Source organism: Sphingobium sp. RSMS, from assembly GCF_005406185.4.
In the GTDB taxonomy this organism is placed as follows: domain Bacteria; phylum Pseudomonadota; class Alphaproteobacteria; order Sphingomonadales; family Sphingomonadaceae; genus Sphingobium; species Sphingobium fuliginis.
Window position 1 is genome coordinate 2,952,589 of sequence record NZ_CM191257.1, and the last position, 24,230, is coordinate 2,976,818.

Below are 24,230 nucleotides of genomic sequence, written 5' to 3' on the forward strand. Positions count from 1 at the left end.
GGGGCCCGCTTAACCGCCCGACGCGCGCCCCTTGGGCCGCGGGTCGGTCCAGCGGAAGGCGGAATCCGCCACGGGCACGCCATAGCGCTGGTTGCTGAGCTTCACCGCCGTCCGGTTGTTCTGCGAATCCAGCGCCACCCAACCATAGAGCTGCAAGCCCGCCGGGCTGCCCGCATCGCGTTTGAAGATCATGGTGATCGTGCCATATTCGGGCCGTTTGGGGTCGCGGGCCTGGACGGACAGCACGCTGGGATCGCCCGTCTGGATCACCTTTCCGAACTTCGACAGGTCCTTGGACGGATCGATCAACGCCCCCAGCGGCGAATTGCCGATCGGCCAGCGCTGCACCTGCCGCACCTCATAATCGATCATGGTCAACGCCTTGCCGTCGCCCACGATCAGCAAAGGCACGCCCTTCTGATACTGGAAACGGATCTTGCCCGGCTGCTTGAGGGTAAGCTGGCCGGTCAGCGTCTGGCCGTTGCGGTCCGTCTGGGCGAAATCGGCGGTCATGGTGGTGACGGCGCGGATATAGGCATTGACCTTCGACAGGTCCGACTGGTCGGCCTGCGCGGCGGCCGGCATCGCCGGCACCGCAAGGGGCGCGGCAGCGATCGCCAGGGCGGCCAGCGTCAGGCTGTGGGGCGCAAGGATGCGCTTCATGCAATCATCTCCGGTTGTTCAGGATGAGAAATGTAGGTGGCAGGGCTTGAACCCGCTGTGAACCCATTCGTTCCTGTCATGCAACGAATGGACTGTCCGCTTCAACGCTCCGCCTGAAGAATATGCGGGTGGTTGGGAATCGGACACCCACTTTATCCCTCTCCCTTGAGGGAGAGGGCTGCGCAGACTTGGCAGCTTGCTGCCTTAGTCGTAGCTGGGTGAGGGGGTTGCGATCCAACGGATCGCGCGGCACTCCCCCTCATCCCATCAGCCCCTTCGCCGCCAGGGCTTCCTATCCTTCTCCTTCAAGGGAAAAGGAAGGTCTTGAATGGGCCATTCCCCGGCCTTCGCCATCATGTCACGAAATGAAAACGGGAAGGGGGAGAGCAACATGGTCGCTCAATCCCCCTCTGCTCCCGCTTCGCCAGTGCCGGTCTTTCCGGCGGCCCCTCTCCCGATTTATTTTTTAGGCGCTGCGGTGAGCGGCCTCTGCTTAGCCGGGCGCGAAGACAAAAAAAAGGCCGATCCGAAGACCAGCCTGAAAGTTTTTAGGAGAGGATGCCTGAAAGGCAGGGCCTTCTTCGCCCAGATCGCGTTTCCCGGCAAATGCGAAGAACCGAAGGACGATTGCATGAAACGCAATCAGCCTTGGAAATCAGGGGTTTTTCCCGGCGCCACCGGGGTTTTGCCGCACGGCGATGACCCAGCAATCCACGCAAAAACCCGTTTCAGAGCGAAATGGGCAGTGGTTTTTTGGCATCAGCCCAAATGAAAATTTTTCACGCCGACCGGATCAGAGCGGATTGCCATTCTCGTCGCGCAGCACTTCGCGGCGGCCGACATGGTTGGGCGGACCCACCAGCCCCTGCTCCTCCATCTGCTCGATCAGCCGGGCGGCGCTGTTATAGCCGATGCGCAATTGCCTCTGGAGCCAGCTTGTCGACGCCTTCTGATTTTCGAAGACGAGTTGGCACGCCTTGCGGAAAAGCTGCGCATCCGGGCTGTCGTCGCCCAGGTCGACACCGTCGAGCGCGAAGCTGCCCTCCTCCGGCTCCTCGGTGACGGCGGCGATATAATCCGGCTGTCCCTGGGCGCGCCAGTGATCCGCCACCACGCGCACCTCGTCGTCCGACACGAAGGGACCGTGGACGCGCATCAGGCCCTTGCCGCCGTGCATGTAGAGCATGTCGCCCTTGCCCAATAGCTGCTCGGCGCCCTGTTCACCCAATATGGTGCGGCTGTCGATCTTCGACGTGACGAAGAAGCTGATGCGGGTCGGCAGGTTGGCCTTGATGACGCCGGTGATGACGTCGACCGACGGCCGCTGCGTCGCGAGGATCAGGTGGATGCCCGCGGCGCGGGCCTTCTGGGCAAGACGCTGGATCAGGAATTCGACTTCCTTGCCCGCCGTCATCATCAGGTCGGCCAGCTCGTCGACCACCACCACGATCTGCGGCAGCGGCTGGAAATCGAGCTGCTCCTCCTCATAGATCGGCTTGCCGGTCTCGGGATCGTAGCCGGTCTGCACGCGGCGGCCGAGCGGCTTGCCCTTGGCCTTCGCCGCGCGGACCTTCTCATTATAATTGGCGAGGTTGCGGACGGAGATCGACGCCATCATGCGATAGCGGTCCTCCATCTGCTCCACCGCCCATTTAAGCGCGCGGATCGCCTTTGCGGGCTCGGTCACGACCGGCGAGAGCAAATGCGGAATGTCGTCATAGGTCGACAGTTCCAGCATCTTCGGATCGATCATGATCAGCCGCAACTGATCCGGCGTCATGCGGTAGAGCAGCGACAGGATCATCGCGTTCAGCCCCACCGACTTGCCCGAACCCGTCGTACCCGCGATCAGCAGATGCGGCATGGGCGCAAGATCGGCGATGATCGGCTCGCCCGAGATATTCTTGCCCAGGATGATCGGCAGCGTCGCTTCCTGCCCGAACTGCTCGCTGGTGATGAGTTCGCGGAAGGACACGCCCTCCCGGTTCGCATTGGGCAGTTCGATGCCGATCACGGTGCGGCCCGGAATCGTCGCCACGCGGGCCGAAAGCGCCGACATGTTGCGCGCAATGTCGTCCGCCAGTGCGATCACGCGGCTCGCCTTGATGCCGGGCGCGGGTTCCAGTTCATACATGGTGACGACCGGACCTGGACGGACCTCCACGATATTGCCCTTCACATGGAAGTCGTCGAGCACCGATTCCAGCAGGCGCGCATTGCGTTCCAGCGCGGCCTTGTCGATCTTCTGTCCCTGGCTCGCGGGGGTTGGATTGAGCAGGTCCGGCGAAGGCAGGGAGCTGTTGCCGAACAGGTCGTCCTGGCTGACCGGCGCCATGGAGCGCTGCACGGGCGCAGGCTTGGGCGTCTGGATGTTGATCGGCGGCTTGGGCTCGTTGGTGACGGTCTTGCGCGGGGTTGCGACGCGCTCGAACGGCTCGTCATCTTCATCCGCGTCGACAACCGGCGCGGGACCGGCCAGAGCGAAAGCCGGCCGGGGCAGCGCCAGGCGCGGCAGAGAGGGCCGGCGCAACGCGATGATCGGCTTTTCCAGCGCCAGGCTGCGATACCAGAGGACAAGGCCCGCGATCAGCGTCAGGACGATCAGGATTCCGGTGATCCAGCCCTGCGCGGCGGGCGCCTGCGCCGCAAGGCTCATGACGCCCCGCGCCGTCACCAGCGCGATGATGCCGCCCCATCCGGCGGGCAGGCCGACCAGCGGACTGGTCTGGAACAGCGCCAGCGCGATGCCGAGCAGGACGATGCCGGCAAGGCACTTTCCGAACTGCGCCTTCCACCCGCTCATGTCCTGATCGCCCCACAGCCGCCGGGCGGTGATCGCCATCAGCGGCAGCACCAGCGCCACCGGCACACCCAGCAGCCAGAGCAGGAAATCCGCGACCCAGGCGCCGGGCGCCTGCATGATATTCTGCACATGGTCGCCCGCCACCGTGTTCATCGACGGGTCGCTCGGCTGATAGCTGAGCAGCGCCAGCGCGAGGAACAGGGTCGCCAGCAACAGCGCGATCGCGCCGATCAGCGCACCGCTGCGGATCAGGCTGCGTTTCAGCATTTCGCGCCATTCCGGCGTGCGTTTGGCTCCGCGGCTGACAGCCATGGCGTCAATGTCCCCCAAATGTTCCGTTCGGGGACAATGCGCCGAGCGGGGAGTCCCCGTCAAGAGTCCGGCCCATCGGCTCGTCTCTCCGACTCCGTAACAATCCTTATGTCGACGGACGGCTGACCGGCGCAAAAAGTCCCGCGAAAGGAGACTTTGTCATGATCGCCACGCTTTATCCGACCCTCGTGATCGTCGCCCTGGGGGCCTTCACCGCCGTGCTGCTGGGCGTCAGCGTGCAGGATGCGCTGAGGCGAGGGCGCTGAGCGCATCGCCGTCGACGCGCTGCACCGTCCATTCGTCCATCGGCCGCGCCCCCAGCGAGCGGTAGAAGGCGATGGACGGTTCGTTCCAGTCCAGCACCCACCATTCCAGCCGCGCGCAATCCCGCTCCAGCGCCAGTTGGGCGAGGCGGGAAAGCAGCGCCTTGCCCGCGCCCAGCCCCCGCGCTTCCGGGACGACGAACAAATCCTCCAGATAGAGGCCGGGCCGTCCTTCGAAAGTCGAGAAATTGTGGAAGAAAAGGGCGAAGCCGATCGCCCTCCCCTCATTTTCCGCGATCAGCACCTCCGCCATTGGGCGCGGCCCGAACAGATATTTGTTGAGCGAGGCGCGGTCGGCCTTCACCTCATGGGACAGTTTCTCATAGTCCGCCAGGGCGAGGATGAAGGCGTGGATCGTGCCGATGTCCGATGGCACGGCCTCGCGAATGGTGACGGACATGCTTTTCCTTTCAGGCCACGGACGGTTCGACATGGGGCGGTTCGGCCGATCCCGCGCGCGACGCGATCAGGCACCCCAGCACGATCAGCAGCGCGCCGACCACCGTGGTCAGGGTCAGCCGTTCGCCAAAGGCGAGCCAGCCGATGATCGCGGCCCAGAGGAAGGCGCTATATTCGACCGGGATCAGCACCTGCGCCTCCGCCCGCGCATAGGCCCAGGCGAGCGCCGCAAGCGAGGTGAAGGCCAGCGTCGCGGCCAGCACCACCAGCGCCCATGAGGGCGCCGCCGGCACGACCGGCATCCCCTGGACAAGCGCCGCGAACAGGACGAACACCCCCAGCATCACGACATGCTGGAAGAAAGCGACCTCGATAGGGGAGGCGAGCTGCGCCTGCTGCCGCTGGAGGATCAGGTTCCAGGCGAACAGCACCGCCGAAACAAGTACCGCACCCGCGCCCAGCAGCGCATCCGCGTCGTAATCGCCCCGCACGCGCCCCGACAGGATGACGGCAACGCCGACCAGCCCCAGCAGCGACGCACCGATGGCCTGCCGCCCGATCCGTTCCTTGAGCAGCAGCGCGGCAAGATACAGCGCGACCAGCGGCGCGATGAAGGACAGGGCGATGGCCTCGGCCAGCGGCATCCGCATGATCGCCCAGAAGAACAGGCTGGCCATCACCGCCACCACCGTCCCGCGCAGCATATGCAGCCGCAACACGGCGCGACCGGGCCAGCGCTGCCGGGTCAGCAGCATCAGCACCAGCCCCAGCACGCTGCCCGCCACGGCGCGCCAGAACAGCGCATTGAACAGGCCGATGGAAAGGCTCAGCCCCTTCATGGCGGCGTCCATCACGGAAAAGAGCGCAACCCCCACGCAGCAGACGGCGAAGGCGAGAGGAAATGCGGTCGCCGGTGCGGCGCGGTCGGTGTCGCTTCCCATCCGGTGGCCTATGGATGCGGAACGCCGTGGATCGGCCCGGTCAATCGCGCGTCTTCCGGATCACGCGGCCGACAACCAGTTCGTCGATCTGAAGGCGCACGATGCGCGCCCCGCCGATACGGAGGCGGCCGATGGCGATCGCACCGATGGCGAGGGCGCCCAACGCCAGCGCCCCCAGCGCCAGGCTGCCGATCGCCCCGGCGCCCAGGGCGGACGCACCCACGGCGGATGCACCCGTGGCTGTCGCAGGACGGAAAGCGGCCATGGCCTCCCTCCGCTCAGTCGCCGCATCATCCGGGCTGGGGACGCCGCCGGTCATTCCGCCGCTTCCGCCTTGCCGGCGTCGGTGGTTTCGTCTTCCAGCCTGGCCGCTTCGATCTCCGCCGCCTTGGCTTCGACAAGGCCGACGATATGGTCGATCATGCCTTCGTCCTGCACCGTATGATCGGTGAGGCCGGACAGATAGACCATATGCTTGCCCGCGCCGCCGCCGGTCAGGCCGATGTCGGTTTCCCGCGCCTCGCCGGGGCCGTTCACCACGCAGCCGAGCACGGAGAGCGAGAGCGGCGTGTGGATATGCTGGAGCCGTTCCTCCAGCGCCTGCACCGTGCGGATCACGTCGAAGCCCTGCCGCGCACAACTCGGGCAGGAGATGACCTTGACCCCGCGCGTGCGGATGCCAAGCGATTTCAGGATTTCATAACCCACGCGCACTTCCTCTTCCGGCTCGGCGGAAAGGGAAACGCGGATCGTGTCGCCGATCCCGGCCCACAGGAGATTGCCGATGCCGATGGCGCTCTTCACCGTGCCGCCGATCAGTCCGCCCGCCTCGGTGATGCCCAGATGCAGCGGGCAGTCCACCGCTTCGGCCAGTTGCATATAGGCTGCCACGGCCAGGAAGACGTCGCTCGCCTTCACCGCCACCTTATATTCATGGAAATCCTGGTCCTGCAGCAGCTTGATATGGTCGAGCGCGCTTTCGACCAGCGCCTCCGGGCAGGGCTCGCCATATTTTTCGAGCAGGTCCTTTTCAAGGCTGCCTGCATTGACGCCGATCCGGATCGAGCAGCCATTGGCCTTGGCTGCGTCGACCACCTCCTTCACCCGCGCTTCCGATCCGATATTGCCCGGATTGATGCGCAGGCAGGCCGCGCCCGCATCGGCGGCTTCCAGCGCGCGCTTGTAATGGAAATGGATGTCCGCGACGATCGGCACGCGGGCAGCACGGACGATCTGCTTCAGCGCGGCGGTCGACGCCTCGTCCGGGCAGGAGACGCGGATGATGTCGACGCCCACTTCCTCGCAACGGCGGATCTGGTCGACGGTCGCCCGGACGTCATGGGTGGGCGTGTTGGTCATGGTCTGCACCGTGACCGGTGCGCCGCCGCCGACGGGGACATTGCCGACCATGATCTGGCGGCATTGCCTGCGGGCGATGTCGCGCCAGGGGCGCAGGCCGGGATTATGGTCGGACATGAAAAAGGGGCTCCGTGGTGATGGAGCCCCTATAGGGATTTATTGCGTCGGTTAGAAGCGCGAGCTGTCTTGCGTTTCAGCAAAGCTGAAACGTGCGCACCGGCCCTCACCCCACCCGACCGCCCATCAGGATACGATGTCTGGGCGGTCGGGTGGGGGTGAGGGCCGGTGCCGCTCCCATCAAAAACGCGCCGTCAACGAAGCGCCGATCTGGTCCGCATTGCCGCTGGTCCGCGACAGGGTGGTCGCCGTCACCGTCGCGGGCGCGGGATAATAGCTGTCCGGACGGATGATGTTCGCCTTTTCCACGAAAGTATGGGCATAGCTGACGTTCAGTGCGAAGGCGGGCGAGATGTTGAAGGTCGCGCCAGCCGTCAGCCAGGAACGGTCGCCATCGGGCACGCGGGTCGTCAGGTGCTGCGGATTGGTCGGCGTGCGGTCGAACATCGTCCCCGCGCGCAGGGTCAATGCCGGGCTGACATCATATTCGCCGCCCAGACTGACGCTGTAGCTGTCCTTGTAATCCAGTTCCTTGTTGCTGGTGCCGGCGGCGGAGGTGATGGCAATGCCCTTGAACTTCGACCAGTTATACCAGCGGGCGCTGATCATCGCACGCAGCTTCGGCGTCAGGCGGTGCATGAAGCCCACGGTGACGATGTCGGGCAGGTCCAGCGGGGCGGACGCATCCAATTCGCCATTGGCCGTGGCGATGGGCCCCAGCAGGCCTGAAATGGTCTGCGTGCCGATCAGCTTGTGCTTGACGCCGGAACGGTAGGAAACGCCGACATTGGTGTCGCCATTGGTGTAGAACAGGCCCGCATTCCAGCCGACCGTCCAATCGTCGCCCTTCAGCCGCGCGAAGCCGTCGGCCGGGGCCAGGGGCGAAAGCTGCGGCAGGGCGTTGGTCAGCGTCGCCTTCACATATTGCACGTCGACGCCGCCGCCGATCGAGAAATTGTCATTGAGCTTATAGGCGGCGCTGGGCTGGATATTATAGGTTTTGAGGTTGGTGTAGAGCGAGTCATAGCGGCCGAAGAAGCCGTCGTCATAATCCAGCTTCAACCCGAACGGCGCGTTGACGCCCAGGCCCAGCCACAGACGGTCGGTCGCCTGCGCTGTGACGTAGAAGCTGGGGATCGGAATGACCTTGTCGAACGGATTGCCGCCGTCATTGCCCGCAACCGGCACCCGCGCGCCCGGCAGGGTTGGAACGGTGCGATAGGTGCCGCGATTGGCCTGATGCGCGGAGGCCATCAGCGCGATGCCGCCGATCGAGGTCTGGATGCCCGACAGTTCCGTCATGGCCGCAGGATTGAAATAGACGGTGGACGGATCGTCCGCCGCCGCGCCGGCGCCGGCCAGCGCGCGCCCGGTTTCCTTGGGCGCCTGTTCCTGCAGGTAGAAACCACCCGCCAGGGCCGGGACGGGTGCCGCGAATACGCCCGACAACAGGACACTGGCAATGATGGGGCGGCGCAAGGGCATGATGAATCCTCTCTTCAAACTCGTCTGTGGCAAATGGCTTTAGCCGGAAAATGATCCCCTCGAAGCCACGGCCTTATTAGCAATATGGTTAAATTATCGTTCGAAAAGCCCTAATTTGCGGGGGTTTCCGTATCCTGCGCCGCCGGAATGCGAAACGACGCTACGGCAGGAAGCAAAAGAAGGGCGCTGAGCGGATGAAAAAAAAGCCGCCCCGGAGGACGGCTTGAAAGTTTTAGGAGAGGATGCCTGAAAGGCCTTTTCCTTTTGCGGTGCAGCGATGATTTTCGCAAATGCGAAAAGCTGATGTTCGATTGCATTTCATGCAACTGTCATGCTCCAGCCTGATTTCCGTAACGGAAAGGCAGGTCCGAACGGACCGCTTTTTCTGCCCGTTCATCAGGAATCGTCCTCGGAAATCCGAATCACGCCCGAATCGGCCAGTTGCGCATCGATCTCCGCGATCAGGCGCGCCAATCCTTCCTCATCCTTCGCCTCGGCCCGGATCACGAGCGAATCCTGGGTGTTGGAGGCCCTCAGCAGCCACCATCCATCGCGCGTGCCGACTCGCAGGCCGTCGGTTTCGTCGACGCTTGCGCCCAAGGCCTGCAATCGGGCGCGGACTTCCTCCACCACGGCGAACTTGCGGCTCTCCTCCACCGGAAAGCGGATTTCCGGCGTATTGACCATGGCCGGCATCTCATCGCGCAGCGCCGTCACGCTGCGGCCAAGCCGGGTCAGCCCCCGGATAAGCCGCACCGCGGCATAGAGCCCGTCGTCGAAACCATAATAATCGTCCGCGAAGAAGAGATGCCCGGTCATCTCCCCGCCCAGCGGAGCGGCAATCTCCTTCATTTTGGACTTGATGAGGCTGTGGCCGGTCTTCCACATCAGCGGTCGCCCGCCGAGCGCGGCAATCCGATCGAACAGGGCCTGGCTGGCCTTCACATCCGCGACGATCGTGGCGTTCGGCCGGTCCTTCAGCACCAGTTCCGCGAAGATACCCAGCAACTGGTCGCCCCAGATTGCCCGGCCCCGGCCGTCGACCACGCCGATCCTGTCGCCGTCGCCGTCGAAAGCCACTCCGAAATCGAGCTTCTTCGAGCGGACAAGCGCCTTCAGGTCCGCCAGATTCGCCTCGACAGTGGGATCGGGGTGATGATGGGGAAAATGTCCGTCTATCTGGGTGAAAAGCACATGATGCTCACCTGGCAGGAGCTTGACGAGCTTGTCCACCACCGGCCCGGCGGCGCCATTGCCGGCATCCCAGCCAATGCGCCAGGCGGCGCCGTCGAACCGCTCCACCAGCCGGGCGGCATAGCGGTCCATGATGTCGACGTTCTCGACCCGGCCCCCGCCTTCGCTCCCGCCTCCGCTTCCGGCAGTGCTCCAGTCGCCCGCCGCCGCCATCGCTCCCAGCTTCGCGATGGCCGCGCCGAAAAAGGCTTCATGCTGAAGCACAAGCTTGAAGCCATTATGATCGGGGGGATTGTGGCTGCCGGTTATCTGAATGCCGCCGTCCACATCCAGGACCGCTTCGGCATAATAGAGCATGGGCGTCGGGCCCAGGCCTATGCGCACGACATCGGCGCCGGAATCCTGAAGGCCCTGGACGACCGCCTGTTCCAGCGCCGGGGAACTCAGCCGCCCGTCATAGCCGACCGCGACCCTTGATCCCCCGGCCTGCCTGACGCCCGCCTGCCTGACGATCGTGCCGAAGCTGCGGCCCACGGCATAGGCATCTCCCTCGCCCAGCGTCCGGCCCACCACGCCCCGAATGTCATATTCGCGCAGCAGCGTGGGATGAAAGCGATGGGCCATGGCATCTTCTTCCCTTGGCTTCAGTGGCGCTGCGCGGCTTCCCTGATCAGCAGGTCGCGGGCAGCGTTGATCTGGGCCGCCAGCGCTTCGGTGCCACCCTTGTCCGGATGAACGGAGGCGATGAGGCGGCGATGCGCGGCACGGATGGCGCTGGCATCGGCGTCGGGGCCCACGCCCAGCAGCTTGCGGGCGTCGATCACCGCCTGAGGGGAAACGGCCCGGGTGGCGGGCTGGTCCGACCGGGCCTTCGCCTTGCCGGGACGGCTCTTGGCGAAGAAAAACAGGGTGGCGCCCAGCAGCAGCGGCGCGCCGACCAGCGGCTTGCCCTTGGCCGCCATGACCGCGCCGACCAGAGCGGCGCCCAGCGCCATGCCATCCTTCGCGCTCATGCGTTGCAGTCGTCCCGTCCAGATAAGCCAGGCGGCAAGCCCGATCAAAGCCAAGGCAAGCAGACCCATCAGGCCGCGCCGAGCAGATCCACCGGCGCGACCTCATCGCGCGAGGGAAGGGCGAGGCCCGACACCATCTCGCGCAGTTCCTGCCGCGCGGCGATATGGCTGACGCCCAGTTCGCCCAGATGCCCCTTGTCCAGCAGCGTAAGCCCCGAAGGGAAGAGTTCGCGGAAAATCACGCGCTCCGAAAGGCCGGGAATCACGCGGAATCCGACGCGGCGGGAAAGCTCCATCAGGGCATCTCCGACGCGCTTCTTGTTGCGCGCGTCATGATGCTGGACGCGGTTGCGCAGCACCACCCAGTCGATGGTCACGCCGTCGGCCTTGGCCCGGGTCTTGCGCGCCTCGAAGATCAGTTCTGAATAGAAGGAAAGGCGCTTCACCTTGAAGGTTTCCGCATCCACCTGCCCGATCAGGTCGAAATCGACGAAGCTGTCATTCATCGGCGTCACCAGCGTATGGGCGCGGGCGGCCATGTGGCGGGCATAGTCATCGTCGCGGCCGGGCGTGTCGATGACCAGGAAATCCTTGCCCTCGGCCATGGCGGCGGCCTGTTCGTTCAGCGCCTCGACGCTGTCGCCCTGGAACACCGCGAAGTCCGGGGTAGGCAGGTCGATGCCGCGGCGGCGCGCGGTGTCGGCGCGATTCTCCATATAGCGGGTGATCGTGCGCTGGCGCGGGTCCAGGTCGATCATGCCGACCCGGTGACCCAATACCGTCAGCGCGATGGCCGTGTGCACGGCGGTGGTCGACTTGCCGGTTCCGCCCTTCTCATTGGCGAAGACGATATGGTGCGTTTGGGCGTTCGCCATCGGACCTTTATAACCCCGTTGATTGTCGCAATGATTCTTGACCGTTTCAGCCGGTCGTGCCTTAGCAGGATATACCCCTGTCGATGCCCTTATCGGAGCCGTTCCTGTCGTGCAAATCCTCCGTGACCTGCCTTCCCTGCGTGCCGCCGTCGATGCGCTGAAAAGCGACGGAAAACTGATGGCTCTGGTGCCCACCATGGGCGCGCTGCATGACGGGCATATGGCGCTGGTCGAGGAAGCGCGCCGCCATGCCGGGCATGTCGCGGTGTCGATCTTCGTCAATCCCCGCCAGTTCGGGGTGAACGAGGATCTGGACGCCTATCCCCGGCGCGAGGCGAAGGACGCGCAGATGCTGCAGGCGGCCGGAGTCGACATCCTCTGGGCGCCGAGCGTGGACGTCATGTACCCGGCGGGCTATACCACCAACATCTCCGTCTCAGGCGTGACCGAAGGTCTGGACGGCGCGGCCCGGCCCGGCCATTTCGACGGCGTGGCGACGGTTGTGGCGAAGCTGTTCAACCAGGTCCGCCCCGATGTCGCGCTGTTCGGGGAGAAGGATTATCAGCAGCTCGCCGTGATCCGGCAGATGGTCCGCGATCTGGACGTTCCCATCGAGCTTGTCGGGGTGCCGACCCAGCGGGCCGAGGACGGCTTGGCGCTGTCGTCCCGCAACGCCTATCTCAGCGAGGAGGAACGCAGGGAAGCGCTGGCTCTGCCCCGCGCCCTGGGCGAAGCGGCGCGGCAGATGGAAAAGGGCGCGACCGTCGAGGCCGCCCTTGCCAGGGCCGTTGCCCTGCTCGCGGCGCATGGTTTCGATCCGATCGACTATGTGTCGCTGTGCGATGCCGTGACGCTGGAACCGATGACGGTGCTGGACCGCCCGGCAAGGCTGCTCGGTGCGGCGAAGCTCGGCAAGACACGGCTGATCGACAATATTCCGGTCGATCCGCTTTGATTTCCGTCATCCCGGCTTTGGCTGGGATGACGGCCATGTCAAAAGGGCTTTACGATCACCGCGATCACGATCACCGCGGCGGCGATTCCCGGAATCTCGTTCACCAGCCGCAATTGCTTCTCGCTGAGCGGCCGCAGCCCCTTGGCCAGCTTCTTGGCATAGCCCGCGATCCAGCCATGATAGCCCGACAGGCCCAGCACGAAGAGCAGCTTCAGGTGGAACCAGCCGAAATGCCAGGCGCCGATCTCGACCATCAGCATAAGCCCGAAAACCCAGACCAGGATGAGGGACGGATTGAGGATGATCCTGAGCAGCCGCCTTTCCCGGTCGATCCACTTCCTGTCCTCGTCCGACCCCACCGGACATTGATGGTGATAGACGAAGAAGCGGGGCATCATGAACAGGCCCGCCATCAGGAAGATGACGAAGATGACATGCGCGGCTTTGACCCACAAATAGGCTGCTCCCAGATAAGGCATGGTTCAGTCTCCCGCTACGACCGCATCCGGCGCACATGGCTAATCAGCGCTTCGACATGATCAATGGGGGTGTCGGGGAGAATCCCGTGGCCCAGGTTGAAGATATGCGGCCGACCGGCAAAGGCGGCGCGGATATTGTCCACGGCCTCTTCCACCGCCCTGCCGCCGGCGATCAGCGCCAGCGGATCGAGATTCCCCTGCACCGGCAGGCCCTGCGGCAGCGCGCGGTCGGCCCAATGCGGGTCGACCGTTTCATCCACGCCCACCGCATCGACGCCGGTCCCCGCCGCATAATCCGCCAGTTTCGCGCCCGCGCCCTTGGGAAAGCCGATCACCGGAATCTCCGGATGGATCGCCTTCAGCTTCTCCACGATCCGCCGGTTGGGCTGGATCACCCAGCGGTCGAATTCCAGCGGGGCCAGACTGCCCGCCCAACTGTCGAACAGCTGCACGGCCTCCACGCCCGCCTCGATCTGGCCGGAGAGATAGACCACGGTGGCATCGGCAATGGCATCGATGATCGCGCCGAATTTTTCCGGCTGGCTGTAGGCAAGGCGACGGGCGGCGCCCTGGTCCTTGCTGCCCTGCCCGGCGACCATATAGGTCGCGATGGTCCAGGGACTGCCCGCAAAGCCCAGGAAGGTCACATGGCTGTCCAGCGCCGCCTTGACCTGCCGCACCGTCTCATAGACCGCCTCGAAGCGGCTGAAATCCGGTTTCAGGACCGACAGCTCCGTCTCCGCCAGGACCGGTGCGAGGCGCGGGCCTTCCCCCGCCTCGAACCAGAGATCCTGCCCCATGGCATAGGGCACGATCAATATGTCGGAAAACAGGATCGCGCCGTCGAAACCGAAGCGGCGCAGGGGCTGGAGGGTCACTTCCGCCGCCGCCGCGCTGTCATAGACCAGTTCGAGGAATCCGCCCTTTTCTGCCCGCAAGGCGCGATATTCCGGCAGGTAACGGCCTGCCTGACGCATGAGCCACATGGGCGGCACGGCAGGGCGCGCACCCTTCAGGACCGAAAGCAAGGGCTTGGCCGTCAGGTCATTCGAAAGGGCGGCATCGGGTCCCGTCATAAACTCTCTTATATTTAGATTCAAAAGGATGATGGAGATAGTGGGGCGGTTGGCAGCGGGGTTTATGCGCTGTGCCCCGATTTGCCAACAACTTGACTCCTCAAGGCCGCCGATTCCGGTCCGAGTCAGTCGGCTTATTCCCGTTATCCACAGGCTGTGGGTGGAAATTTCCTTCTGTTGGCGGGCTGTGGAGAAGATTCCCGGAATCGGGGAGGACGAAAAGCGCCTGATTTCACCCGCAAGCTATGCCTTGATTTATCCACAGCCTCCCCACAGAGATGTTCTTCATGTCGCGCATCCATCTCCACCTGCTTTCGGACTCGACCGGCGAGACGCTGGAAAACATAGCGAAGGCTGCCATCGGCGCGTTCGAGAATGTCGAGGCGGTGCGCCATTTCTGGCCGATGGTTCGGTCCGACGTCCATCTCGACCGGATCATGGAGGAGATCGCCGCCAATCCGGGGCTGGTGCTGTTCACCCTCTCCAACCATCAGCTCCGGCGTCGGCTGGAGACGCGCTGCCGGGCGCTCGGCCTGCCCCATGTGGCGGCGCTCGACAGCGTGACCGACGCCCTCTCCAACATATTGGGGCAGGAAACGCGCAACCGTCCGGGGCGCAAGCATATATTGGACGAGGCCTATTTCGCGCGGATCGAGGCGATCCAGTTCACCATCGCCCATGACGATGGCGTGGGCCATGAAAATTGGGAGGAGGCGGACATCGTGCTGGCTGGCGTTTCCCGCGCTTCCAAGACGCCGACGTCCATCTATCTCGCCAATCGCGGGTACAAGACCGCCAATATCCCGCTGGTGATCCAGTCGCCGCCGCCGCGCAGCCTGTTCTCGCTGAAGCATCCGATGGTGGTCGGCCTGACCGTCAGCCCGGAACGGCTGGTGCAGATCCGCCGCAATCGCCTGCTGTCGCTCAACCAGGCGCCGGAGACCAGCTATGTCGACATCGACCGGGTGCAGGAGGAGCTGTCTTTCGCCCGGCGCATGTTCGCGGACAATGGCTGGCCGGTGATCGACATGACCCGCCGGTCGATCGAAGAAGCCGCCGCCGCCATCATCAACCTGTTCAACGACCGCGTGCTGGCGGAAGGAGCATGAGACCATGATCGTGCTGGCATCGCAAAGCGCGAGCCGCCGCGCCCTGCTGGAAGCGGCGCAGGTGCCGTTCGAGGCGCTGTCCCCCGGCGTGGACGAGGAAGCGGCGAAGGAAGCGCTGCGCGCCGACGGCCTGGATGCGCGGCAACTGGCCGATGCGCTGGCGGAACTGAAGGCGCTTCGCGTCTCGCGCCGGGTGCCGGGCGGGCTGGTGCTGGGCTGCGACCAGACCCTCAGTCTGGATGACGGCGCGATGATCGACAAGGCGGTCGACCGCGCCGATGCGGAGCGCATAGTGAAGCTGCTTTCCGGGCGGGTGCATCATCTCCACAGCGCGGCGGTGATCGCGCTCAACGGCGAACCGATCTGGCGGCATGTCGAGCGCGTGCGGATGACGGTGCGGCCTCTGTCGGACGCTTTCATCACATCCTATCTGGACGGCGATTGGGAAAATTGCCGCTGGTGCGTCGGCTGCTACCGGATCGAGGGGCCGGGCGCGCAGCTTTTCAGCCGGGTCGAAGGCAGCCAGTTCGCGATTCAGGGCCTGCCGCTGCTGCCTTTGCTTGACTTTCTGCGCGTCCGGGGCGTTCTGGCGACATGACCGACAAGCTCCCCTATGCCGAAGTGATCGGTGATCCGATCGAACACAGCAAGTCGCCGCTGATCCACAATTTCTGGCTCGATGCGCTGGGGATCGAGGCGGAATACAGGAAGACCCATGTCACCGGCGATGGCCTGTCCGCCTATTTCCTGGCGCGGCGCGCCGATCCGGACTGGCTTGGCTGCAACGTCACCATTCCGCACAAGATCGCGGTGATGGACTATACCGACGATCCGGGCGGCGTCCGGGAACGGATCGGGGCGATGAACACCATCGCCAGCGAGACGGGCGGACCGCTGATCGGCACGAATACGGATGCGGGCGGATTCCTCCAGCCATTGCTGCGCGACAGGTGGAAGGGGCAGAGCGCCGTTCTGGTGGGGGCGGGCGGCGCGGCGCGGGCGATCCTGTTCGCCCTCACCAGCCTGGGCGTGCCGGACATCACCGTCATGGTGCGCGATGCGGCCAAGGGTCAGGCGCTGCTCGACCGTGCAGGGGTCAGGGGCCGCGTGATCGGCATGACCGATGCGCTCCCCCGGGCGGACCTGCTCGTCAACACCAGCTCGCTCGGCATGGTGGGCCAGCCGGTGCTGGACCTGGACCTTTCGCCGCTGGGCCCGGAAGCGACGGTCTATGACATCGTCTATGCGCCGCTGGAGACGGAGTTGCTCAAGGCGGCGCGCATCCGGGGCCTGAAGACCCTAGACGGGCTGGAGATGCTGATCGGGCAGGCGGCGCTGGCCTTCGACATCTTCTTCGATGCGGAGGCGCCGCGCGAACGGGACGAGGAATTGCGCGCCCTGCTGCTCGCCGCCTGAGATTCATGAAGATGATGGGATGAAGATCTACGGTCTCACCGGCTCCATCGGCATGGGGAAGTCCGCCGTCGCGGGGATGTTGCGGCGGGAAGGCGTTCCCCTGTTCGACGCCGATGCGGAGGTGCATCGCCTGCAGGGGCCGGGCGGCGCGCTGCTGCCGGCGATAGAGGCGCGCTTTCCCGGCACGACCGGTCCCAAGGGCGTCGACCGGGCGAAGCTGGGCGCGGCGGTCTTCGGTCATCCCCAGGAATTGAAGGCGCTGGAAGCCATCGTCCATCCCGCCGTGCAGCAGAGCCGCAAGGCCTTTCTGCAACGGAACCGATCGCGCCGGTTCGTCGTGCTGGACATTCCGCTGCTGTTCGAAACCCATGGCCATCGTCGGCTGGCCGGCGTCATCGTGGTCACCGCCCCTGCCTGGAAGCAGCGCAAGCGGGTTCTGGCCCGGCCCGGCATGACCGCTGCAAAATTTCGCCGGATTGTCCATCTGCAAACACCCGATGCTGAAAAGCGGCGGCGGGCCGACTATATCATCCATACGGGCACGACCTTCGCTGAGACCCGCTTCCAGGTTCGCCGCTTGGTCGCTTGCCTTGGTGCGAAGACAGGCCGATAAGAGGGGGCCGGCGAGGTTGGCCGGCAAGAGTCGTTGTAGAGGGCGATGCGCGAGATCATTTTCGACACCGAAACGACGGGATTCGACCCAGCCTCCGGCGATCGCCTGGTCGAGATCGGATGCATCGAACTCCTCAACCGGGTTCCCACGGGCCGCACCTTCCACGCTTATTACAATCCGCAGCGGTCGATGCCGGCCGCGGCCGAGGCGGTGCACGGCCTGTCCGACGCTTTTCTGAAGGACAAGCCGCTATTTTCCCATGGGGTGGAGGAACTGCTCGCCTTTCTGGAGGACAGCCATCTGGTCGCCCATAATGCGCGCTTCGACTTCGGCTTCCTCAATCACGAACTGAAGCTGTGCAAGCTGCCTGAAGTGTCGATGGAGCGGATGATCGACACCGTCGCCATCGCCCGGCAGCTTCACCCCGGCGCCAAGCACAGCCTCGACGCGCTCTGCACCCGCTACGGCATCGACCGCAGCCATCGCATCAAGCATGGCGCGCTGCTCGACGCCGAATTGCTGGCCCAGCTTTACATCGAACTGACCGGCGGCCGTCAGATCGGCCTCGGTCTTGCACAGGAGGAAGAGAAACTCGTTGTAAATATGGAACTTGCGGCGGAAGTCGCGGTTCGCCCTGTTCGTCCCGCGCGTGTCTTTGCGGCAGGCGCGGAGGAGCTGGAGCGGCATGCAGCGTTCGTCGCGACGCTGGACAAGCCGCTCTGGCTTGAGGAGGCCTGATTACGGCTGTCCCTTCGGGATGGGCTGCCTTCACGGCCTCCACGCCAACCGGGTCGCCAATCCCGGGCGGTCCGGCAAGAATAAGGAGAAGGCATATGGATATTCGTGTTTCCGGGCATCAGGTCGATACGGGTGACGCGCTCAAGCAGCATGTCTGGACCCGTCTGGAGGCCATGGCCGAGAAATATTTCTCCCGCGCGCTTTCCGCCCAGGTCACATTCCGGCCGGCCCCGCACGGCGCCTTCCATTGCGACATCGTCTGCCATGTCATGACCGGACTGATCCTGAAGGGCGCCGGAGAGGCGCAGGAGGCGCATCCTGCCTTCGATCAGGCGGCCGAACGGATCGAGAAGCAGTTGCGCCGCTATCTGCGCCGCCTGAAGGACCGCAGCGCGCAGGCCGCGGCGGCGGAGGCCAGCCGGGCCAATGGATATGGCGCCGATGAACTGGACGGCGCCGGCTACACGATTTTCGCGTCCCCGGCCGATGAAGAGGACCCGGCCGAAGCGCCGCTGATCGTGGCGGAAACCCGGGTCGACATTCCCGAAGCCAGCGTGTCGGACGCGGTGATGATGCTCGACCTGCGCAACACCAATGCGCTGCTGTTCGTCAATGCCGGAACGGCGGCGTACAACATGGTCTATCGGCGGCAGGACGGGACCATCGGCTGGGTAGAGCCCCGCCTGGGCTGATCGCCTTCCGCCGGCCGCCGGTTGACCTCGATCCGCTGGCGGCCTATGGGGCCGGACTTTAAAGATCCGGGCATTGCGTCATTTTTCCGAAGCTGGGCGCGGCTCGGCTGGGATTCGGCATGGTTCATTTCAACGATATCGTCGCACCGGATGCATTGGGCACCGCCCTTTCGGTGAACGGCAAGAAGCAGTTGTTTCAGAAGGTTGCGGCCTTGGCTGCGCAGGCCTACGGTCTGGCTGCCGATCCGGTGGCGGAGGCGCTGCTGGAGCGTGAGAAACTGGGCTCGACCGGCTTTGGGGGCGGAGTCGCGATTCCCCATGCGAAGATTCCCGGCCTTCAGAAAATGTGCGGGGTGGTGGTGCTGCTCGATCCGGCGGTTCCTTTCGACGCTGTGGACGAAGCGCCGGTGGACATCGTCTTCGCGCTGCTCTCTCCGGTGGATTCGGGCGCCGAACATCTGAAGACCCTGGCCCGCGTTTCGCGCTACCTGCGTGACGAGGGGCAGATCGCCCGGCTGCGCGGCGCCAAGTCGACGGCGGCGCTCCATGCCCTGCTCGCCGGTGGCGAGGCGCGTGACGCTGCCTGATCCGGGTTCCGCCGCCAGCGCCTTGCCCAGCGGGGAGCAGGCGCATTTCCGGGCGCTGGAGTCCCTCTACCGTTCCGCACCGATCAACCGGCTGTTCCGGTCGGAACTGACGATTCCGGAAGAAGGCCGGTCGATCATCCATTTCGACGTGGACGAGACGCAGTTCCATGCGGCCGGCGCGGTGCACGGCACGGTCTATTTCAAGATGCTGGACGATGCGGCCTTCTACGCGGCCAACAGCCTGGTCAGCGATCGCTTCCTGCTGACCACCAGCTTCAACCTGTTGTTCACCCGCCCGATCGGGCCGGGCCGGATTCGGGCCGAAGGGCGCTGGATCAGCGGAAAGCGGCGCGTCTATGTGGCGGAGGCCAGCCTGATCGACGCCGACGGCGAGGAGGTCGGGCGCGGCACCGGCACCTTCATGCGGTCGCAATTCCCCCTCTCCTCCCTGCCGGGCTATGCCGGCTGACCCATCCGACGCGCGGCTGACCAGCGCCATGCTGGTCGGTGTCCTGATGCGCCGCTGCGCCGCGGCGGGCGGCTTTGCCACGGTGCTGGTGAAGGGCGATGCCGTCAGCGGCGTGATCCTGCTCCAGGCGCTGGAAAATGGCCGGGAACAGGGGCTGTTCGAACGCGTTCCTGATTATGCGGGCGGCTATCGCCTCACCCGCTGCGGCCCGGACCCGGAAAAGGGGGCCGAGGCCATGGCTCAATATCTTGCGCGCCGGCGCGGATCGGACCCCGATCTGTGGGTCGTTGAACTCGACATCGCGGATGCGGAACGGTTCGCCGCTGAAACGATCTGTTGATCGTTGACTCATTTTCCTCGCGCGGGCACAGGCCTCCGACGCTTTCAACGCGCAGGTTGCCGGTTTTCGTCCATGGGGGGCGGATGCGGTAAACACGCAGACGGGGGGCGGCCGAACGTCGTGTTTTAGGGGTTTTTTGACGTTCCCGGCCAAGAACCGCACGATTTTGAGCTGTAATGAGTTTTCGTCTGAAGGCTGCGATCTTCGCGGCATTTTCCCTTTCCGCCACAGCGGCGGTTACCGCGGCCGACATGTCGAGCGCTTCCGAGGCGGCTCCGTCGGTCCTTTCCCTTCCGGGAAGCAATGAGCTGAATGCAGCTCCGGCCGGCGCCACGCCCGCCGTCACTTTCGCCGCGCCGCGCGAAGTCGTGCAGCCGCTGGCTCCCCTTTCCGACAGCGCCGATGTGAAGGCCGACAATCTCGCCGCCCTCGTGGACGCGCAGGGCGCGGCCGAGGATGTTTCCGGCGACATGAAGTGCCTGGCCGGCGCCGTCTATTTCGAATCCAAGGGCGAAAGCCTGGAAGGCCAGTTGGCCGTTGCCCGCGTCATCATCAATCGCGCCCGGTCCGGCCGCTTTGCCGACAGCCTGTGCGGCGTCGTCTATCAGCCCGGCCAGTTCAGCTTCGTGCGCGGCAATGGCATGCCGTCGATCCGCCTGGGCAGCGAAAGCTGGCGCGAGGCCGTCGCCATCGCCCAGATCGCGATGGACGATAGCTGGGACAGCAAGGCAGAGGGTGCGCTCTATTTCCACGCCCGTCGGGTTTCGCCCGGCTGGGGCAAGCGCCAGCTCGCCGCGATAGACAATCACGTCTTCTATCGCTGACCGTTTCGCGCCCGGCGCGCAGGGGGTGAAGAAGGGCCGGTTCGGGCGATCCTGAATCGGCCCTTTCCTTTTGTTCCCTTCCTGTTCTAAGAACCGGACATGGAATCCGATCTTTCCGACAGTTGTTCGCCCCTCACGGACGGCACGGCTCTGGCCGTGGCGCGGGGCACGCTGCGCCTGTTCTTCCGGCATGACATGAGCGGGATATTGGAAGTGCCGCTGCCCAATGGCCGGCGCGCCGACATCATGGCGCTGGACGGGTCGGGTCGGATCACCATCGTGGAGATCAAGTGCAGCCGCGCCGACCTGTTGGGCGACATGAAATGGCCCGACTATTTCGATTATTGCGACCGCTATTTCTGGGCCGTGCCGTCAGGCTTCGACCTGTCGCTGTTCGAGAGCGAGGCGCTATGGCCGGGACGGACGGGATTGATCGTCGCGGACCAATATGACGCCGAACTGGTGCGCCCCGCACCCATGGAGCCGCTGGCGGCCGCGCGGCGCAAGGCGGAAACGCTGCGCTTTGCTAGGCGGGCAGCCAGGCGGCTGACGGCGCTGGCGGACCCGGATCATGCCGCGGAACTGGGGTGGTAGTCTGATCTGCGTGGAGATCGACGAGGGGACGGATCGTCTCCCGCGACATTCCCCTTAAGCGATACGTGCTCCTGCGCAGGAACACGCATCGTCTGATGTTCGCTTCAGGAAAAAAATCAGAACACCGGCCCCTGCACCGGTCCCTTGGGCGCTGTCTTCGTCTTCGCAGCGCTCAGCGCTTCCACCAGCCCCGGCGTCCTGGCGTCGCGCTCCGCATAGTCCCGCGCCGACATGCCGGCGATCGTGTCGCGCTTGTCGGGATTGGCGCCTTGCGCGACCAGCAGCCGGACCAGCGCCACGTCGCGAAGCTGCACCGCCCGGATCAGCGGCGTCTCGCCGCTGCCATTCGCCTTGTCCACCTGCGCATTATAGGTCAGCAGGCTGCGCACGCCTTCCTCGAACCGGGCCTGCACCGCGTCCATCAGCGGCGTGTTGCCGTTATTGTCGGTCAGGTTCGGGTTCGCGCCCTTGGCGAGCAGAAAGGTCAGCCATGTATTGTCCCGCCGGGCGACGACCAGATGCAGCGCGGTATCGCCCGTCGTCACGTCGCGGCTGTTGATGACGGTCGATCCCGGCTTCTGGATCAGGTCGGTCACCTTCTGCCCGTCGGCGTCCTTGACCGCCTTCAGAAAATTGTAATTGTCGGAAAACTGCGCCTGCGCCGCGACCGGCGACAGCAGCGCCAGGGCCAGAGCGGCGGCACGGCCAAGGCCCATCCAAGCCGGAAAACGTCCTGTCATTATGTCCATAGCCCCGTTGGGATTTGCAAATCGGGCCATAGCAGGGCATGGCTGGCGGCGCCATGAACAAAGCGCTGATTTCGCTCGCCCTGCCGCTGACCGCCCTGCTGGCAGCCTGTAATATGGGGGCCGGGGGCAATGCATCAAGCGGCGATGAAAGCGCCCAGGGCGATCTGCACGGTGCGAGCATCGGCGCGCCCTTCACCCTGACCGATCAGGACGGGAAGAAGGTCCGCTGGGAGGATTTCAAGGGCAAGTATCGGCTGGTCTATTTCGGCTACACCTATTGCCCCGATGTCTGCCCGATCGACCTGCAACGGATCATGCAGGGCTTTTCGAAGTTCGAGAAGGATAAACCGGCGCTCGCCGCAAAGGTCCAGCCGATCTTCATCAGCGTCGATCCGGATCGGGACACGCCCGCCATCCTCAAAACCTATGTCGCGGCCTTCCATCCGCGCCTGATCGGCCTGACCGGCACCCCTGACGAGATCGCCAGGGTGGCGAAGGATTTCGTCGTGCTCTACAATAAGGAAGAGGCGAAGGGCGCGAGCGGCTATCTGGTCAGCCACAGCCGCACGCCCTATCTCTTCGGGGGCGACGGCGCGCCGGTCGCGCTGGTGCCGGTGGACGATCCGGGAACGCCGGATGTGGATGAGGGCGATCCCGCCAGGGTGACGGCCTTCCTCGAAAAATGGGTGAAGTGACGGTTGGACTTCTGGGAAAAGCCCCTCGACAGACTGGACCGCGCGGAGTGGGAAGCGCTGTGCGACGGCTGCGGCAAATGCTGCCTGCACAAGGCGGAGGATGAGGATACGGGGCACATCTACCCCACCAATGTCGCCTGCCGCCTGCTGGACCGGCATAGCGGGCAGTGCACCAACTATAAGGAACGCCGCCGCTTCGTGCCCGATTGCGTGCGGCTGACCCCTGCCAAGGTGAAGACGATAAGCTGGCTGCCGCGCACCTGCGCCTATCGGCTGCGGGGCGAGGGCAAGCCATTGCCCGAATGGCACTATCTGATCTGCGGCGACCGCGAGGCGGTGCACCGGGCCCAGGAGTCCGTGCGCGGCTGGACCATTGCGGAAGCCGACGCCGGCGATTGGGAAAACCATCTTGTCGACAGAGAACTCTGACGCCGAAATCCTGATCGACGGCATCGCCGTTCCGGTGCGGGTCCGCCGGTCGGCGCGGGCCAAGGCCTATCGATTGTCGCTGGACCAAGCGCGGGGGGAGTTGCGGCTCTCGCTGCCGACCCGCGCCAATCTTAAGCGCGCGCTCGGCTGGGCGCAGGAACATGAGGGCTGGGTCCGGTCGCAAATGGCGCGGCAACCCGCGTTTGTCACGCTGGGCGATGGCGCCGTCTTCCCGCTGGAGGGGCGGGAGGTGCGCATCTGCTGGGTCGAAGGCGCTTCCCGCACGATCCGGCTGGAGGGCGACCGGCTGCTGCTGGGCGGCGCGGCGGAATCAGTCGGGTCGCGGGTGCTGCGCTGGCTCAAGATGCGGGCGAAGGCCGTGCTGGAGACCGAAAGCCATGAAATGGCGCGGGACAATGGGCTGATCGTGGCGTCGGTCGGCATTGGCGATCCGCGCAGCCGCTGGGCGAGCTGCGCCTCCAGCGGGGCGATCCGCTATAGCTGGCGGCTGATCCTCTGCCCGCCGGAGGTGCGCCGGGCGACCGTGGCGCATGAGCTGGCGCATCTGCTGCACATGGATCACAGCCCTGCCTTTCACGCGGCCCACAAGCGGATATTGGGCGAAGACCCCCGGCCTGCGCGGGCCTGGCTGCGCGCCCATGGGACCGCGCTGCACCGCTTCGTCGGGTGACAGGCCCATGGGCAGGAAGAAGCGCTATCTGACGGCGACGATGCCGGACGGCTATGTGAAGACCATCGGGCCCACGGCGGACGCCTTCACCCATTATTGGCGCATCATCGCGATACTGGAGAATGGCAGGACGGAGGTTTTCTGGGGCCACAGCCGCTCGCTGGCCGAGGCGAAGAGGAAGCGGACGGCGGCGGAAGAAGGCGCGCGGATGCGCGGCTGGAAACGCTATGCGTTCGAGATAGCGGAACTGGTCGAAACGCCGGCCCGGTGAAGTGCAAGCTGCTCCTGCG

Annotated in this window: 30 protein-coding genes; 17 read left to right on the forward strand and 13 right to left on the reverse strand. The window is 65.0% G+C overall.

Annotated elements, in window-relative coordinates; all coding sequences use genetic code 11:
* Positions 1 to 9: 9 nt before the first annotated feature.
* Positions 10 to 663 carry a LolA family protein gene (locus tag EGM87_RS14365; protein WP_048577561.1) on the reverse strand — a complete coding sequence of 218 codons (654 nt, stop codon included), beginning with the start codon at positions 661 to 663 and terminating at the stop codon, positions 10 to 12.
* Positions 664 to 991: 328 nt separating this feature from the next.
* Between EGM87_RS14365 and EGM87_RS14370 the strand changes: the two genes are divergently transcribed.
* Positions 992 to 1,435, forward strand: a complete 444-nt coding sequence (locus tag EGM87_RS14370; protein WP_137710062.1) for a hypothetical protein — start codon at positions 992 to 994, stop codon at positions 1,433 to 1,435.
* Positions 1,436 to 1,456: 21 nt separating this feature from the next.
* Here the strand turns inward: EGM87_RS14370 and EGM87_RS14375 are convergent, their stop codons facing one another.
* The 9 genes from EGM87_RS14375 to EGM87_RS14415 form a co-directional block, all read right to left on the reverse strand.
* Entirely contained in the window at positions 1,457 to 3,778 is a 2,322-nt protein-coding gene (locus tag EGM87_RS14375; protein WP_137710061.1) for an FtsK/SpoIIIE family DNA translocase, read from the reverse strand.
* 231 nt (positions 3,779 to 4,009) lie between these two features.
* Positions 4,010 to 4,501 carry a GNAT family N-acetyltransferase gene (locus EGM87_RS14380; protein WP_025549603.1) on the reverse strand — a complete coding sequence of 164 codons (492 nt, stop codon included), beginning with the start codon at positions 4,499 to 4,501 and terminating at the stop codon, positions 4,010 to 4,012.
* A 10-nt stretch (positions 4,502 to 4,511) separates the two neighbouring features.
* The gene (locus EGM87_RS14385) at positions 4,512 to 5,441 is read right to left on the reverse strand and encodes a DMT family transporter (RefSeq protein WP_137710060.1); all 930 of its coding nucleotides are present in this window, start codon (positions 5,439 to 5,441) and stop codon (positions 4,512 to 4,514) included.
* Between the two features lie 40 nt (positions 5,442 to 5,481).
* Positions 5,482 to 5,706: a hypothetical protein gene (locus tag EGM87_RS14390; RefSeq protein WP_137710059.1), complete on the reverse strand. Its 225-nt coding sequence runs from the start codon at positions 5,704 to 5,706 to the stop codon at positions 5,482 to 5,484.
* A 50-nt stretch (positions 5,707 to 5,756) separates the two neighbouring features.
* Complete coding sequence (ispG, locus tag EGM87_RS14395) at positions 5,757 to 6,917, reverse strand: flavodoxin-dependent (E)-4-hydroxy-3-methylbut-2-enyl-diphosphate synthase (protein WP_044660577.1); 1,161 nt, start codon at positions 6,915 to 6,917, stop codon at positions 5,757 to 5,759.
* 180 nt (positions 6,918 to 7,097) lie between these two features.
* Complete coding sequence (locus tag EGM87_RS14400; protein WP_025549607.1) at positions 7,098 to 8,402, reverse strand: OmpP1/FadL family transporter; 1,305 nt, start codon at positions 8,400 to 8,402, stop codon at positions 7,098 to 7,100.
* A 396-nt stretch (positions 8,403 to 8,798) separates the two neighbouring features.
* Complete coding sequence (pgmG, locus tag EGM87_RS14405) at positions 8,799 to 10,220, reverse strand: phosphoglucomutase/phosphomannomutase PgmG (protein WP_044660578.1); 1,422 nt, start codon at positions 10,218 to 10,220, stop codon at positions 8,799 to 8,801.
* 20 nt (positions 10,221 to 10,240) lie between these two features.
* Positions 10,241 to 10,678 (reverse strand): J domain-containing protein, encoded by a 438-nt coding sequence (locus tag EGM87_RS14410; protein WP_025549609.1) that lies wholly within the window; start codon positions 10,676 to 10,678, stop codon positions 10,241 to 10,243.
* Positions 10,678 to 11,484, reverse strand: a complete 807-nt coding sequence (locus EGM87_RS14415; protein WP_044660579.1) for a division plane positioning ATPase MipZ — start codon at positions 11,482 to 11,484, stop codon at positions 10,678 to 10,680. The genes EGM87_RS14410 and EGM87_RS14415 overlap by 1 nt, the downstream gene beginning before the upstream one ends.
* A gap of 109 nt (positions 11,485 to 11,593) precedes the next feature.
* Between EGM87_RS14415 and panC the strand changes: the two genes are divergently transcribed.
* Entirely contained in the window at positions 11,594 to 12,439 is an 846-nt protein-coding gene (gene panC, locus EGM87_RS14420; RefSeq protein ID WP_137710058.1) for a pantoate--beta-alanine ligase, read from the forward strand.
* A 38-nt stretch (positions 12,440 to 12,477) separates the two neighbouring features.
* Here the strand turns inward: panC and EGM87_RS14425 are convergent, their stop codons facing one another.
* On the reverse strand, positions 12,478 to 12,918 hold the full coding sequence (locus EGM87_RS14425) for a CopD family protein (protein WP_025549611.1): 441 nt from the start codon (positions 12,916 to 12,918) through the stop codon (positions 12,478 to 12,480).
* Between the two features lie 14 nt (positions 12,919 to 12,932).
* The gene (gene hemE, locus EGM87_RS14430) at positions 12,933 to 13,994 is read right to left on the reverse strand and encodes a uroporphyrinogen decarboxylase (protein ID WP_044660581.1); all 1,062 of its coding nucleotides are present in this window, start codon (positions 13,992 to 13,994) and stop codon (positions 12,933 to 12,935) included.
* 287 nt (positions 13,995 to 14,281) lie between these two features.
* Between hemE and EGM87_RS14435 the strand changes: the two genes are divergently transcribed.
* The 11 genes from EGM87_RS14435 (at position 14,282) to EGM87_RS14485 (ending at position 21,376) form a co-directional block, all read left to right on the forward strand.
* Positions 14,282 to 15,103 (forward strand): pyruvate, water dikinase regulatory protein, encoded by an 822-nt coding sequence (locus tag EGM87_RS14435; RefSeq protein ID WP_025549613.1) that lies wholly within the window; start codon positions 14,282 to 14,284, stop codon positions 15,101 to 15,103.
* A 4-nt stretch (positions 15,104 to 15,107) separates the two neighbouring features.
* Entirely contained in the window at positions 15,108 to 15,701 is a 594-nt protein-coding gene (locus EGM87_RS14440; RefSeq protein ID WP_044660582.1) for a Maf family protein, read from the forward strand.
* Positions 15,698 to 16,519, forward strand: coding sequence for a shikimate dehydrogenase (aroE, locus tag EGM87_RS14445; protein WP_044660583.1), 822 nt, complete (start codon positions 15,698 to 15,700; stop codon positions 16,517 to 16,519). The genes EGM87_RS14440 and aroE overlap by 4 nt, the downstream gene beginning before the upstream one ends.
* 19 nt (positions 16,520 to 16,538) lie before the next feature.
* Positions 16,539 to 17,132, forward strand: coding sequence for a dephospho-CoA kinase (coaE, locus tag EGM87_RS14450; protein WP_044660584.1), 594 nt, complete (start codon positions 16,539 to 16,541; stop codon positions 17,130 to 17,132).
* Between the two features lie 45 nt (positions 17,133 to 17,177).
* Positions 17,178 to 17,870 (forward strand): DNA polymerase III subunit epsilon, encoded by a 693-nt coding sequence (gene dnaQ, locus EGM87_RS14455; RefSeq protein ID WP_044660585.1) that lies wholly within the window; start codon positions 17,178 to 17,180, stop codon positions 17,868 to 17,870.
* 95 nt (positions 17,871 to 17,965) lie between these two features.
* Positions 17,966 to 18,562: a ribosome hibernation-promoting factor, HPF/YfiA family gene (gene hpf, locus EGM87_RS14460; RefSeq protein ID WP_025549618.1), complete on the forward strand. Its 597-nt coding sequence runs from the start codon at positions 17,966 to 17,968 to the stop codon at positions 18,560 to 18,562.
* A gap of 119 nt (positions 18,563 to 18,681) precedes the next feature.
* Complete coding sequence (locus tag EGM87_RS14465; RefSeq protein ID WP_025549619.1) at positions 18,682 to 19,149, forward strand: PTS sugar transporter subunit IIA; 468 nt, start codon at positions 18,682 to 18,684, stop codon at positions 19,147 to 19,149.
* Positions 19,109 to 19,618: a PaaI family thioesterase gene (locus EGM87_RS14470; protein WP_037482870.1), complete on the forward strand. Its 510-nt coding sequence runs from the start codon at positions 19,109 to 19,111 to the stop codon at positions 19,616 to 19,618. Before EGM87_RS14465 ends, EGM87_RS14470 begins: the two co-directional genes overlap by 41 nt.
* Positions 19,608 to 19,958: a DUF1491 family protein gene (locus tag EGM87_RS14475; protein ID WP_171010056.1), complete on the forward strand. Its 351-nt coding sequence runs from the start codon at positions 19,608 to 19,610 to the stop codon at positions 19,956 to 19,958. Before EGM87_RS14470 ends, EGM87_RS14475 begins: the two co-directional genes overlap by 11 nt.
* 176 nt (positions 19,959 to 20,134) lie before the next feature.
* Positions 20,135 to 20,782, forward strand: a complete 648-nt coding sequence (locus tag EGM87_RS14480; RefSeq protein WP_025549622.1) for a cell wall hydrolase — start codon at positions 20,135 to 20,137, stop codon at positions 20,780 to 20,782.
* Between the two features lie 99 nt (positions 20,783 to 20,881).
* Positions 20,882 to 21,376 (forward strand): MmcB family DNA repair protein, encoded by a 495-nt coding sequence (locus EGM87_RS14485; RefSeq protein ID WP_137710057.1) that lies wholly within the window; start codon positions 20,882 to 20,884, stop codon positions 21,374 to 21,376.
* A gap of 116 nt (positions 21,377 to 21,492) precedes the next feature.
* Here the strand turns inward: EGM87_RS14485 and EGM87_RS14490 are convergent, their stop codons facing one another.
* Positions 21,493 to 22,116, reverse strand: a complete 624-nt coding sequence (locus EGM87_RS14490) for an ankyrin repeat domain-containing protein (RefSeq protein ID WP_238320117.1) — start codon at positions 22,114 to 22,116, stop codon at positions 21,493 to 21,495.
* A gap of 47 nt (positions 22,117 to 22,163) precedes the next feature.
* Between EGM87_RS14490 and EGM87_RS14495 the strand changes: the two genes are divergently transcribed.
* The 4 genes from EGM87_RS14495 to EGM87_RS14510 are packed head-to-tail and all read left to right on the forward strand — an operon-like array spanning position 22,164 to position 24,211.
* Entirely contained in the window at positions 22,164 to 22,820 is a 657-nt protein-coding gene (locus EGM87_RS14495; RefSeq protein ID WP_171010055.1) for an SCO family protein, read from the forward strand.
* A gap of 3 nt (positions 22,821 to 22,823) precedes the next feature.
* A complete protein-coding gene (locus EGM87_RS14500; protein WP_048577548.1) occupies positions 22,824 to 23,249 on the forward strand; it encodes a YcgN family cysteine cluster protein in 426 nt (141 codons plus the stop codon).
* Positions 23,230 to 23,940, forward strand: a complete 711-nt coding sequence (locus tag EGM87_RS14505) for a M48 family metallopeptidase (RefSeq protein WP_137710055.1) — start codon at positions 23,230 to 23,232, stop codon at positions 23,938 to 23,940. The genes EGM87_RS14500 and EGM87_RS14505 overlap by 20 nt, the downstream gene beginning before the upstream one ends.
* 7 nt (positions 23,941 to 23,947) lie before the next feature.
* Positions 23,948 to 24,211 carry a hypothetical protein gene (locus EGM87_RS14510; RefSeq protein WP_137710054.1) on the forward strand — a complete coding sequence of 88 codons (264 nt, stop codon included), beginning with the start codon at positions 23,948 to 23,950 and terminating at the stop codon, positions 24,209 to 24,211.
* Positions 24,212 to 24,230: the final 19 nt, after the last annotated feature.

Excerpts from the sequence above, each read along its gene's own strand:
- EGM87_RS14365 (WP_048577561.1), bottom strand. The coding sequence starts at position 663 with ATGAAGCGCATCCTTGCGCCCCACAGCCTGACGCTGGCCGCCCTGGCG.
- EGM87_RS14370 (WP_137710062.1), top strand. The coding sequence starts at position 992 with ATGGGCCATTCCCCGGCCTTCGCCATCATGTCACGAAATGAAAACGGG.
- EGM87_RS14375 (WP_137710061.1), bottom strand. The coding sequence starts at position 3,778 with ATGGCTGTCAGCCGCGGAGCCAAACGCACGCCGGAATGGCGCGAAATG.
- EGM87_RS14380 (WP_025549603.1), bottom strand. The coding sequence starts at position 4,501 with ATGTCCGTCACCATTCGCGAGGCCGTGCCATCGGACATCGGCACGATC.
- EGM87_RS14385 (WP_137710060.1), bottom strand. The coding sequence starts at position 5,441 with ATGGGAAGCGACACCGACCGCGCCGCACCGGCGACCGCATTTCCTCTC.
- EGM87_RS14390 (WP_137710059.1), bottom strand. The coding sequence starts at position 5,706 with ATGGCCGCTTTCCGTCCTGCGACAGCCACGGGTGCATCCGCCGTGGGT.
- ispG (WP_044660577.1), bottom strand. The coding sequence starts at position 6,917 with ATGTCCGACCATAATCCCGGCCTGCGCCCCTGGCGCGACATCGCCCGC.
- EGM87_RS14400 (WP_025549607.1), bottom strand. The coding sequence starts at position 8,402 with ATGCCCTTGCGCCGCCCCATCATTGCCAGTGTCCTGTTGTCGGGCGTA.
- pgmG (WP_044660578.1), bottom strand. The coding sequence starts at position 10,220 with ATGGCCCATCGCTTTCATCCCACGCTGCTGCGCGAATATGACATTCGG.
- EGM87_RS14410 (WP_025549609.1), bottom strand. The coding sequence starts at position 10,678 with ATGGGTCTGCTTGCCTTGGCTTTGATCGGGCTTGCCGCCTGGCTTATC.
- EGM87_RS14415 (WP_044660579.1), bottom strand. The coding sequence starts at position 11,484 with ATGGCGAACGCCCAAACGCACCATATCGTCTTCGCCAATGAGAAGGGC.
- EGM87_RS14425 (WP_025549611.1), bottom strand. The coding sequence starts at position 12,918 with ATGCCTTATCTGGGAGCAGCCTATTTGTGGGTCAAAGCCGCGCATGTC.
- hemE (WP_044660581.1), bottom strand. The coding sequence starts at position 13,994 with ATGACGGGACCCGATGCCGCCCTTTCGAATGACCTGACGGCCAAGCCC.
- EGM87_RS14435 (WP_025549613.1), top strand. The coding sequence starts at position 14,282 with ATGTCGCGCATCCATCTCCACCTGCTTTCGGACTCGACCGGCGAGACG.
- EGM87_RS14440 (WP_044660582.1), top strand. The coding sequence starts at position 15,108 with ATGATCGTGCTGGCATCGCAAAGCGCGAGCCGCCGCGCCCTGCTGGAA.
- aroE (WP_044660583.1), top strand. The coding sequence starts at position 15,698 with ATGACCGACAAGCTCCCCTATGCCGAAGTGATCGGTGATCCGATCGAA.
- coaE (WP_044660584.1), top strand. The coding sequence starts at position 16,539 with ATGAAGATCTACGGTCTCACCGGCTCCATCGGCATGGGGAAGTCCGCC.
- dnaQ (WP_044660585.1), top strand. The coding sequence starts at position 17,178 with ATGCGCGAGATCATTTTCGACACCGAAACGACGGGATTCGACCCAGCC.
- hpf (WP_025549618.1), top strand. The coding sequence starts at position 17,966 with ATGGATATTCGTGTTTCCGGGCATCAGGTCGATACGGGTGACGCGCTC.
- EGM87_RS14465 (WP_025549619.1), top strand. The coding sequence starts at position 18,682 with ATGGTTCATTTCAACGATATCGTCGCACCGGATGCATTGGGCACCGCC.
- EGM87_RS14470 (WP_037482870.1), top strand. The coding sequence starts at position 19,109 with ATGCCCTGCTCGCCGGTGGCGAGGCGCGTGACGCTGCCTGATCCGGGT.
- EGM87_RS14475 (WP_171010056.1), top strand. The coding sequence starts at position 19,608 with ATGCCGGCTGACCCATCCGACGCGCGGCTGACCAGCGCCATGCTGGTC.
- EGM87_RS14480 (WP_025549622.1), top strand. The coding sequence starts at position 20,135 with ATGAGTTTTCGTCTGAAGGCTGCGATCTTCGCGGCATTTTCCCTTTCC.
- EGM87_RS14485 (WP_137710057.1), top strand. The coding sequence starts at position 20,882 with ATGGAATCCGATCTTTCCGACAGTTGTTCGCCCCTCACGGACGGCACG.
- EGM87_RS14490 (WP_238320117.1), bottom strand. The coding sequence starts at position 22,116 with ATGACAGGACGTTTTCCGGCTTGGATGGGCCTTGGCCGTGCCGCCGCT.
- EGM87_RS14495 (WP_171010055.1), top strand. The coding sequence starts at position 22,164 with ATGGCTGGCGGCGCCATGAACAAAGCGCTGATTTCGCTCGCCCTGCCG.
- EGM87_RS14510 (WP_137710054.1), top strand. The coding sequence starts at position 23,948 with ATGGGCAGGAAGAAGCGCTATCTGACGGCGACGATGCCGGACGGCTAT.